Origin of the sequence: Synechococcus sp. H70.1, from assembly GCF_047502705.1 — a bacterium.
Lineage (GTDB): Bacteria > Cyanobacteriota > Cyanobacteriia > Thermostichales > Thermostichaceae > Thermostichus.
Window position 1 is genome coordinate 38,519 of the sequence record NZ_JANSIV010000076.1, and the last position, 9,697, is coordinate 48,215.

Below are 9,697 nucleotides of genomic sequence, written 5' to 3' on the forward strand. Positions count from 1 at the left end.
CCAGAGCGTGGCGTAAGCCATTGAAGCCTGCCCTCTATGTGGAAGTAGGGTACAGAAAAGGGACAGTGTTCCCCCCTACTTCTGGGAATGTCTGGTTGGGCAGTAGCTCAGGTCATCGCTACCGGTTTGTTCAAAATCCTCAGCCCATGGCTGGACCAGCCTATAGCTCCTATTTGCGCTAGTGGGATAAAGTTCTTGCAATACTGCGTAGCAGGTGCTCAAGGAGCAATAGTAATAGGTGAGGGGCTAGTTTGGGTGGTTTTCTGCCCGCCTCGCTCCAAGATTACTTCAATGACGCCGTTGGTAACCGGCTGCATGTTAAGGGGCAGTTGTTGCTGGGTTTCGTAGAGGCCTGGTGCCACCTCTCGCATCTCCACCTCCGGCGTCACCCCAACGATGCGAAAGGCAGCTCTCCCTCCAGGATCCCCTCGCATCGTAACTTTGAGGATCTCACCTGGGCGCAGGTTGGTGCTGTTGGTGGCGACGCTAAAAATCTGGGGCGGCCCAGCAGCCAAAGGCCGAGAAGCTGGCTGAATGGTGGAGCGGGTCCCTTTAGATCCATCGATGGAGAAAGGAAAGATCTCCCGGTACTCCTGGCTGAGGCCGTCTTTAGTTAACACAACCCGCACAGTGGGGTTGGTGGCCTGGTGGGTGGGAGCCACCACGTAGGTGCCCTCGTAGTGGTGGGGCCGCACCTCCCGCATTGGCTGGTTCAGGGCCAGATTGCCCAGGTCAAATTGGGCCACTCCCCCCGAGTCCCCCCAGATGGCGATGGTGAGGATGTCACCTTCCACCAGGTCGCGCTGGGGATCCAAACGAATAGCCGTGATGCGAGGGGCAAGGCTGGTGGCCACGGGGGTAGGAGTAGCAATAGGTGGCGGAGGGAAGAGGGGCTGCACCGGCGGGGGCGCAACATTGCCCAGGGCCAACTGAGGGAGTCGCCGCTGAACACGGGTCTCCAGCCCGTTGAGGCTGAGTTGAATGCGGAGGTCGGGGCCAAGGGCCCTGTCTTGGGGGCCAAGGGTGTAGACGGCACGGTAGTAGCCGGGCTGCACCTCTTCCATGGGCAAGCCACGCACCAGATCGCCAATATCCACCCTGGCCTTGCCATTGGGGGTGCCCCGGGCCTCAACGGTCAAGGTTCCCCCTGGCGGCACCACTCCCGCTTCAGGAATAACTCGTGTTTGCAAGATTTCAGGCTGAACCCTCGTGGCTACCGCTGCAGGGGAAGGACGCAGCTGGGCTACTGGAGGCGGCAGAGGCGGCAGCTTTCCGCGATACACCAGCGCTTGATGCAACAGCACTGCCCCTTCAGCTCGGCTAAGCACTCGGTTGGGCCGCAGCTTGGCGGGATCCGGTACATTCACCACTAGGCCCGCTTCCCCTGCCATGGCCACCAAAGCCCGCCCTACCTCTGGCACCTCAGCAGCATCGGTGTACAAAGCCATCCAGCGCTCAATGTCAGCTGGGGTGGGGGCAGGCAATTGCAGGGCCCGCACCAAAATAGCCAGAGCTTCCAGGTGGGTGAGATCCCCTTGCGGGCGAAACTCGTTGCCTTCGTACAGGCGCATTGCCCCTGCCTGTAGCACCGCCTGGGCTGTCCAATAGTCGGGGGTATTGGGCTCGAGATCGCGAATCTCTTGGACCTGCTTGGGGTTGGGGATGTAGCCGAAAAACTCCGTCAGCCACTGGGCCAGTTCTAGGCGGGTGAGAGGGGCCGACAGCGGCTCCTGAGTAAGCACCAGATCCGTTTCGCGCTCCAACGCCGCCACATAGGCCTCCGTCCAGGCCAGTGAGGCTTGCTGTTGCACGCCTTGGGACCACGTCGGTAGGCTAGCACTCGACCAGGTGAGCACCCAACCTAAGCCTAGCGCCAGGGGCCACGAGCACCGCATGGCTGCCACTCCCGCTTGATTTGGCTTTCCTCAGAGAAAGCTTAGCCCAAACTTCCCCTGTCCCTCTTCACCTTTGCTACTGTTGCAGTTGCGGGGACTACCCATCAAGAGGCCCGTTTTCGCCTAGAATGACAAAACCATCCGCAAGCCACGGACAGAGGGCGGACAGACTTGAGGCTGACTGCCCTGACCAACAGGAGTGAGAATTGCCGGCGGGAGGGATCCATGCCACACACCATTGTTACCGACGTTTGCGAAGGCGTTGCCGACTGTGTGGAGGCTTGCCCTGTTGCCTGTATTCACCCGGGGGATGGCAAAAATGCCAAAGGCACCAACTACTTCTGGATTGACTTTGCCGTCTGCATCGACTGTGGCATCTGTTTACAGGTTTGCCCCATCGAAGGCGCCATCCTCCCCGAGGAAAGACCCGAGCTGCAACGAGTACTTCCTCCCCACCTAGCCCAGAGAAGCCAAGGCGAGGAGGCCGCTGGTTAACCAGTTCAGGGACAGGATCCCTCCCAGAAAGGCCATTGGGATTAGGCCAACTAGACGCCACCACTCCAGATCCAGGGCCACCGCCGCTGCCCGCACCTGCCAGACCGCAAACCACCCTAGCGCCACTAAGCCCAAGAGGGATCCGGCCACCCCGCCCAAAGACTGGGCAGGCCCCAGGAGCAGCCAAGGCAAACCGGCAAAGGCCGTTAGGCAAAGCAGTGCCGCAAAGGAAGGGGCAGCCCGCCCAAAGCAAAAGGCCAGCCCCTGCAACAAAGCTGCTGAGCTTACCCAGCTTAGGGATCCCGCCACGACGGCCAGTACCAAGCTCGGCAAGTTTACCCCAAAGCGGCGAAGGGCCTCGAGGATGTGGAGCAGCGCTACCACCACAAACGCCTGCCAGAGGACAGGCTGCTGTCGCAGCAGGCGAAAGGTACGCTCGGGTAAAAACCAGGCGCCGTAGATGTTGTCCAACAGAGAACCCAGCATGGCTGCCAAAAGGTTGAGCTGTCCCTTATCGTAGCTAAAGGCGGGCCTAGCCTCTCTCCCTGCAAATCCTTGCTAGGTCCTTGACAGATCTAGCCCAGGAATACGGTATGATAGCCAAAGGATACTGAGGCGTTGGTGACTGCCGTTATGTTTTTGCGATCGATACCCTTTGGAAATTAGGACGGGTGTGGATGTGAGAGCAGTAGGCCAAACTTGGTTTGGAAACTATCAATAGTCATCCCCGATGTCCTATCGTGGATTTTCCAGGTCGAAAACAACGGTAAAACGGCGCAAACAGTATCCCTGAGGAGGCCCTCAAAAGAGGGCTTTCTTGCTGCTGAGAGTCGTTTCCAAATTACCAGCCCTTAGCCTGGAGATCCCTTCGGGCCCCGGGAATGGAGCACCCCAGCGCCGCCCTTTACTTGGTGGCTACTCCCATTGGCAACCGCGAAGATATCACCCTACGCGCACTGCGAGTTTTGCAAGAGGTGGACTGGGTGGCTGCGGAAGATACCCGCCATTCTGGTCAGCTTCTTAGCCATTTTCAAATTTCCGCTCGCCTCATTAGCTACCACGAGCACAATGCCAGTCGGCGGATCCCGCAGATCCTCAAGTACCTAGCAGCAGGGCAGTCGGTGGCCCTCATCAGCGATGCCGGTACACCCGCCATCTCCGATCCAGGCCAGGAGTTGGTGCGCGCCTGTATCCAAGCTGGGATCCCGGTGATCCCGGTGCCTGGGCCTGTGGCGGCAGTGGCCGCGTTGACGGCCTCCGGCTTGCCCACCGAACGATTTGTCTTCGAGGGCTTTCTTCCCCTTAAACCCAGGCAGCGCCAGGTACGCCTGCAGCAACTGGCCCAAGAAGAGCGCACCATCGTTCTCTACGAAGCCCCCCACCGCCTGCAGCAGACCTTGCAGGATCTCCTAGTGCACTGCGGCCCCCAGCGGCAGATTGTGCTAGCCCGCGAGCTCACCAAATGGCACGAGTCCTTTTGGCGGGGATCCCTGGCCGCTGCTCTGGAGCACTGCCTTGCCCAGCCGCCGCGGGGAGAATTTACCCTTGTTCTGGAGGGGCGGCCTTCCTTAGAAAAGGGCGAGGAAATCTCCCCCTCCGAAGCAGAAGTGCGCCAGGAGCTGGCTTGCCTGCTGGCTAAGGGCCTGCCCCGCTCCGCCGCCAGCCGACAACTGGCTCAGCGTCTGCAGGGATCCTCTTTCTGGACGCGGCGCCGCCTTTATGAGCTCTCCCTGCAGCTGGAGGATCCCTCCCTAAGCGTCGAGCTTCCTTCTACCAGCAACGAGGAGACAGCCTCCTAAAGCCTGGCGCGCAGGAAGAATCAGCGCCTGGAAGCTGGGGCAGCAGCCGAGAGCCTTCTACTGGGCGGGCTCTTGCTTTTGCTTTGCCGCCCTGCCCTCCAATGACCAGGGAGAAGGGCGCCTACCCAGTCAACGAGCTGGGGCGGCTGATCTCCCCCGCAGCCAAGTCCTGCAGGCCTAGGTACGCCTGTTACGGTACTGCTTCCGGCCTGTGGCCAAGGGTCCCTGGCCCCCCTCCTCTCCCTCCCCTTGGGGAGGGGGAAGGAGTTACTTGGACTTGAGCTTCTCTGCCTTCTCGATGGCCTCCTCGATGGTGCCCACCAGGTAGAAGGCCTGTTCCGGCAGCTCGTCCAGCTCTCCCGAGAGAATGCGCTGGAAGCCCTTGATGGTATCCTCCAACTTCACGTACTTGCCGGGCGAGCCCGTGAACACTTCCGCCACAAAGAAGGGCTGCGACAGGAAACGCTCAATGCGGCGGGCACGGGCCACCACCAGCTTGTCTTCCTCCGAGAGCTCGTCCAGGCCCAAAATAGCAATGATGTCCTGCAGCTCCTTGTAGCGCTGCAGCGTCTGCTTCACTGCCCGGGCTGTGTTGTAGTGCTCTTCCCCCACAATGTCCGCCTGCAAAATTGTGGATGAAGAATCCAGGGGATCCACCGCGGGGTAAATGCCCTTGGCTGCCAAGCTGCGCGACAGCACCACTGTCGAATCCAGGTGGGCAAACGTCGTCGCTGGTGCCGGATCCGTCAAGTCGTCAGCAGGCACATACACCGCCTGCACAGAAGTGATGGATCCCTGCTTGGTGGAGGTAATCCGCTCCTGCAGGTTGCCCATCTCTGTCGCCAAGGTTGGCTGATAGCCCACCGCCGAGGGCATCCGGCCCAACAGCGCCGACACTTCCGAGCCAGCCTGCACAAAGCGGAAGATGTTGTCGATAAACAGCAGCACGTCCTGCTTGTTGACGTCGCGGAAGTACTCGGCCATCGTCAGGGCGGTGAGGCCCACCCGCATGCGGGCACCCGGCGGCTCGTTCATCTGGCCGTAGACCAGCGCCACCTTACTCAGCACCCCAGACTCCTTCATTTCGTTGTAGAGGTCGTTTCCCTCGCGGGTGCGCTCTCCCACACCGGCAAACACTGACAGGCCAGAGTGCTCTTCGGCAATGTTGTGGATTAGCTCCTGGATAAGTACGGTCTTGCCTACACCGGCACCCCCAAACAAGCCTACCTTACCGCCCTTCTTGAAGGGGGCCAGCAGGTCAATGACCTTAATGCCAGTTTCAAGGAGCTCCGGTTTGACACTGAGTTCCACCAAGGGCGGAGCACTGCGGTGGATAGGGGCATACTCCTTAGCTTGTACCGGCCCTCCCTGATCCACCGGCTCTCCCAGCACGTTGAAAATACGGCCCAGGGTGGCCTCACCCACTGGCACAGTAATTGGGGCGCCTGTATCCACCACCGGCATACCCCGCACCAGCCCATCGGTGGAAGACATGGCCACGGCCCGCACGCGGTTATCTCCCAAAAGCTGCTGCACTTCACAGGTAACTTTTACCTTCAGACCACTTTCGGTAGTGGCCTCCACCTTGAGGGCATTGTAGATTTGGGGCAGCTTGCCGCTGGGAAACTCGACGTCAACCACCGGTCCAATGACCTGGGTAATGTAGCCAACGTTGGCTGCAGTGGCAGTAGCACTAACCATGGTTGTGGTTTAGCTCCTTGTTTGCTCAGCTGTAGTTGTGGACTTAGCGATGTTGAATGAGTGGCTCCTAAGCTGGGCGTCGGATCCCGCCAGGGAAAGCCGGGGGCAATTGCCAGACAACTGGTCTGCTGCAGGACCTCGGCCTCACTGCTAGGATCAGCCTACCACTCTCCCTAACCCCCTGTAAGATTGGCTTTCCCAGGTTCAGGCACGCACCTGGCTTGCCCCCCTGCAAACTGGCTCAGTACTCAAAGGTCATGGGTAGGAAGGGCGAGGGAGAAAAGCCGGCAGGATGGGGCTTTGGGGAAGAGGCGGGATCTCGAAAAGCCTCTGCTGCCTGCTGAAAATGCTGCAGCGCTTGTTCAATTTCCTGAAGCCGTGCCTGTATTTGCCCTTGCCGCTCCTGGAGAAACTCCAGTTCCTGATTAAGCCGCTGCTTTTCTAGCGAGAGCTGCTGCATCTCGGCATAGAGGGCAGATTCGGTTTTGCGGCGAGGGATCGAGCGCAACTTTGGCCGAGGTCGGGAGCGGGGCACGCGGGGCAAGTCCATCACAGGAGGTTTGGGACAAGAGGGGGGATGTGCCCATCCTAGCGCGGTTTTGAAGAAGGGGGAGCTGGCTGCGGCAGCTGTATTCTTGGCAGCAACTGTTTCCCCCCCTAAGATCCGACTTGTCGGGTGTGGAAAAGGGGAATGGTTGAGAGCGTAACGGAACTGCTGCAACGCTACAGCAGGGGTGAGCGCGATTTCAGCAACAGCCAACTGCCAGGAGCTGACTTGACTGGCGCGGAGCTACCTGGGATTGACTTAGGGGGGGCCCTCCTCCAGCAAGCCAAGCTAGCGGGGGCTAACCTGGAGCGGGCCTACCTTAGCGGCGCCGATCTTAGCCAGGCCGATCTGCAGGGATCCAACCTGCGCCTGGCCAACCTGGAGAAAGCCAAGTTGCCAGGATCCCAATTGCAAAGAGCCAACCTGCGCGGCGCCAACCTGACTGCAGCCGATCTAAGTGGCGCCGATCTTAGCCAGGCCGACCTGGCGGGGGCCAACCTCAGCAGTGCCAATCTCAAAGGGGCTAACCTCAGCGGCTGCAAGCTGAAACTGGCTAACCTGCGCGGAGCCTGCTACAACCCTGCTACCCAACTGGAAGCAGATACTGAGGAACTGGGCATGGTTTCTGCCTAGCCTCTCGCTAGTCTTCCTGCGGCTCTAGATCCAAAATCTCTTCGATCTCAGCGTCTGTGTAGCCCACTGCCCGCAGCTTCTCCGCCACCACTGCAATCTCCGGCGCCGACAGATCGTGCTGGCGCACCCGATCCCAAAGATTGGCCACAATCTGGAGCAGCAAGCGACTGCTCTCTGGCTCGAACAGCTCAAAAGACGTTGCCAACTCGATTGCCTGCAACACCTCCTCGGCACTGCCAATTGGCTGATCGAGGGATTGTTCCTCCAGCTCCACCAGCAACTGGCGCAACTGCTGCAGGCCATCCCCAAGAGCAGACATACCACAGGCCCCCCAACACCACTTGAGCACTCACCCTAACAGGCTTGTCTCCTCATCCGACAAATTCCGTGCCACCTAAGGCTATCCTGAGTAGAGGAACAATTGGGTGGCAAGCCCTAGGATTGCTGGCTGGCAAACGGTTCCCAGCAATCTACGACGACAAAAGGAGATGCATGCGTATGGCCCCAGCGAACGTCCTGCCCAACACCTCTCCCTCCCCTGCCGATGGGATAGACTACAGCAGCCCACGGTATCGGCAGGCCTACTCCCGTATCAACGGCATTGTTATCGAAGGGGAACAGGAAGCCCATAACAACTACCTTAAGCTGGCCGAAATGCTGCCGGAAGCTGCAGAGGAGCTGCGCAAGTTGGCCAAGATGGAACTGCGCCACATGAAGGGCTTCCAAGCCTGTGGCAAAAATCTGCAGGTAGAACCCGAGAGGGAGTTTGCCCGTGCTTTCTTTGCCCCCTTGCGGAATAATTTCCAAAAAGCGGCAGCAGCTGCAGACTTGGTTACTTGCTTGGTTATTCAGTCGCTAATCATCGAGTGCTTTGCCATTGCTGCCTACAACATCTACCTCCCAGTTGCCGATGAGTTTGCCCGCAAGATTACGGAAGGGGTAGTCAAGGACGAATATTTCCACCTTAATTTTGGCGAGCGCTGGCTGGGCGAAAACTTTGCTGAGGTCAAAGCCCAAATTGAAGCGGCCAACGCCCAAAATCTGCCCCTGGTCTGGCAGATGCTGCAGCAGGTGAATGAAGACATAGAAGCTATCTACATGGATCGCGAGGCCATTGTGGAGGACTTCCTCATTGCCTATGGCGAAGCGCTGGCCAACATTGGCTTTAGCACGCGCGAGGTGATGCGCCTCTCAGCCCAGGGTCTGCGGGCTGCTTGACCCGCCTCTACTCTGCCTGCCGATGGGGTGTCTGGCCTAGCTGGAGCGCTCCCTACTCTTGCTGGGACATGTTTTGATGGGATCCGGATGGAAGAAGTGAGTGAGCGTCTATGTTTGGCCTGATCGGGCACTTGACTAGCCTGGCCAACGCAAAGCAGGTGGCAGACAAGCTGGGGTATGCCGAATATGCGGAAAGTGACCTGGAATTTTGGTGTATGGCTCCACCTCAAGTGGTGGATGAGATTGTAGTTACCAGTATCACTGGCCAGAAAATTTATGGTCAGTACGTTGAATCCTGTTTCCTACCGGAAATGCTGGCTGGGGGTCGAGTAAAGGCGGCCTGTCGTAAAGTTTTAAATGCCATGGCCCTAGCGCAGCGGCGGGGCCTCAATATCACTGCGCTAGGCGGGTTTAGCAGCATTATCTTTGAGAATTTTCGCCTCGAAACCCTCAAGCGGGTGCGCAACGTTGACCTGGAGATCCGGCGCTTCACCACTGGCAACACCCACACCGCTTACATTATTTGTCAACAATTGCAGGCGGCAGCCCAGCGCTACGCTATGGACTTGGCTGCTGCCACAGTTGCCGTGGTGGGAGCTACCGGCGATATCGGCAGTGCCATTTGTCAGTGGCTGGTGAACTGCACTTCAGTAGCCAAGCTGTTGCTCATAGCCCGCGAGCGGCGACGCCTAGAAGAACTGCAGGCCACCCTCAAAAAAGGGGAGATCTCTTCCCTAGAAGAGGCCTTGCCGCGCGCCGACTTCATTGTCTGGGTGGCCAGCATGAGCCAGGGGGTAACCCTCGATCCCCAAGTGTTGCCGGATCCCTGCGTCATCATCGACGGCGGCTATCCCAAAAACATCGCCTCTCGGTTGCAGCGCAAGGGGTTATATGTCATCGACGGTGGCATGGTGGAACACGCGCTGGATATTGAGTGGAATATCATGCAATTTTTGAATGTGGCCAACCCCGCCCGTCACCTCTTTGCCTGCTTTGCCGAGGCAATGCTGCTGGAGTTCGAGGGTCTGCACACCAATTTCAGTTGGGGCCGCAACCTCATTACTTTGGAGAAACTAGAGCTCATTGGGCAATTGTCGCGCAAGCACGGCTTTCGCCCTCTCCTGCCGGCAGCTTAGGCTCAAGGTTAAAAAAACGACGCGGAAGCGCTTCTTTACCACTCACCTTAGGCAGATTGGCAGCAGGATGCCGACTTTGCTTAAGCCCGTTCTGAAGAGTCTGAGCGGGTGGTGAGCTTCTTGAACTTTGCCCTGGGAGCCATTGCGGCTAAGCGCAGCCTGTCCAGAACCCAGCCCTTGAGGGCAGGGCGGAAAAGCTCGCTCAGGTTGCTGTTCCCAGGCGAGTCCCTAAAACGGTGGCAAGCGTCCGGGAGATACTAACGTCTCAGCCAG

General features: G+C 58.9%; 10 protein-coding genes and 1 other RNA gene. 6 read left to right on the forward strand and 5 right to left on the reverse strand.

Features of this window, described 5'->3' with window-relative positions:
- Positions 1–218 precede the first annotated feature (218 nt).
- Positions 219–1,895 (reverse strand): S-layer protein, encoded by a 1,677-nt coding sequence (locus NW827_RS05590; protein WP_414403321.1) that lies wholly within the window; start codon positions 1,893–1,895, stop codon positions 219–221.
- Positions 1,896–2,120: 225 nt separating this feature from the next.
- Between NW827_RS05590 and NW827_RS05595 the strand changes: the two genes are divergently transcribed.
- Positions 2,121–2,390: an indolepyruvate ferredoxin oxidoreductase subunit alpha gene (locus NW827_RS05595; RefSeq protein WP_414361976.1), complete on the forward strand. Its 270-nt coding sequence runs from the start codon at positions 2,121–2,123 to the stop codon at positions 2,388–2,390.
- Here the strand turns inward: NW827_RS05595 and NW827_RS05600 are convergent.
- Positions 2,352–2,876, reverse strand: a complete 525-nt coding sequence (locus NW827_RS05600; protein WP_414361975.1) for a hypothetical protein — start codon at positions 2,874–2,876, stop codon at positions 2,352–2,354. The two genes, NW827_RS05595 and NW827_RS05600, sit on opposite strands and share 39 nt — an antisense overlap.
- Before the next feature lie 118 nt (positions 2,877–2,994).
- Between NW827_RS05600 and ssrS the strand changes: the two genes are divergently transcribed.
- Positions 2,995–3,181: non-coding RNA, 6S RNA (gene ssrS, locus NW827_RS05605), on the forward strand.
- 90 nt (positions 3,182–3,271) lie between these two features.
- A complete protein-coding gene (gene rsmI, locus NW827_RS05610; RefSeq protein ID WP_414503430.1) occupies positions 3,272–4,189 on the forward strand; it encodes a 16S rRNA (cytidine(1402)-2'-O)-methyltransferase in 918 nt (305 codons plus the stop codon).
- A gap of 267 nt (positions 4,190–4,456) precedes the next feature.
- Here the strand turns inward: rsmI and atpD are convergent, their stop codons facing one another.
- Complete coding sequence (gene atpD, locus NW827_RS05615; RefSeq protein ID WP_414361973.1) at positions 4,457–5,890, reverse strand: F0F1 ATP synthase subunit beta; 1,434 nt, start codon at positions 5,888–5,890, stop codon at positions 4,457–4,459.
- 241 nt (positions 5,891–6,131) lie between these two features.
- Positions 6,132–6,440: a gas vesicle protein GvpV gene (locus NW827_RS05620; RefSeq protein WP_414403323.1), complete on the reverse strand. Its 309-nt coding sequence runs from the start codon at positions 6,438–6,440 to the stop codon at positions 6,132–6,134.
- A 141-nt stretch (positions 6,441–6,581) separates the two neighbouring features.
- On the opposite strand from NW827_RS05620, the gene NW827_RS05625 reads away from it, so the two are divergent.
- On the forward strand, positions 6,582–7,070 hold the full coding sequence (locus tag NW827_RS05625) for a pentapeptide repeat-containing protein (RefSeq protein WP_414361970.1): 489 nt from the start codon (positions 6,582–6,584) through the stop codon (positions 7,068–7,070).
- 7 nt (positions 7,071–7,077) lie between these two features.
- On the opposite strand, the gene NW827_RS05630 is transcribed toward NW827_RS05625, so the two are convergent.
- The gene (locus NW827_RS05630) at positions 7,078–7,389 is read right to left on the reverse strand and encodes a hypothetical protein (RefSeq protein ID WP_414403324.1); all 312 of its coding nucleotides are present in this window, start codon (positions 7,387–7,389) and stop codon (positions 7,078–7,080) included.
- Positions 7,390–7,568: 179 nt separating this feature from the next.
- On the opposite strand from NW827_RS05630, the gene NW827_RS05635 reads away from it, so the two are divergent.
- Together NW827_RS05635 and NW827_RS05640 are read left to right on the forward strand one after the other, a co-directional pair.
- Positions 7,569–8,288 carry an aldehyde oxygenase (deformylating) gene (locus NW827_RS05635; RefSeq protein WP_414403325.1) on the forward strand — a complete coding sequence of 240 codons (720 nt, stop codon included), beginning with the start codon at positions 7,569–7,571 and terminating at the stop codon, positions 8,286–8,288.
- Between the two features lie 110 nt (positions 8,289–8,398).
- A complete protein-coding gene (locus NW827_RS05640) occupies positions 8,399–9,424 on the forward strand; it encodes a long-chain acyl-[acyl-carrier-protein] reductase (RefSeq protein WP_414361965.1) in 1,026 nt (341 codons plus the stop codon).
- Positions 9,425–9,697 lie beyond the last annotated feature (273 nt).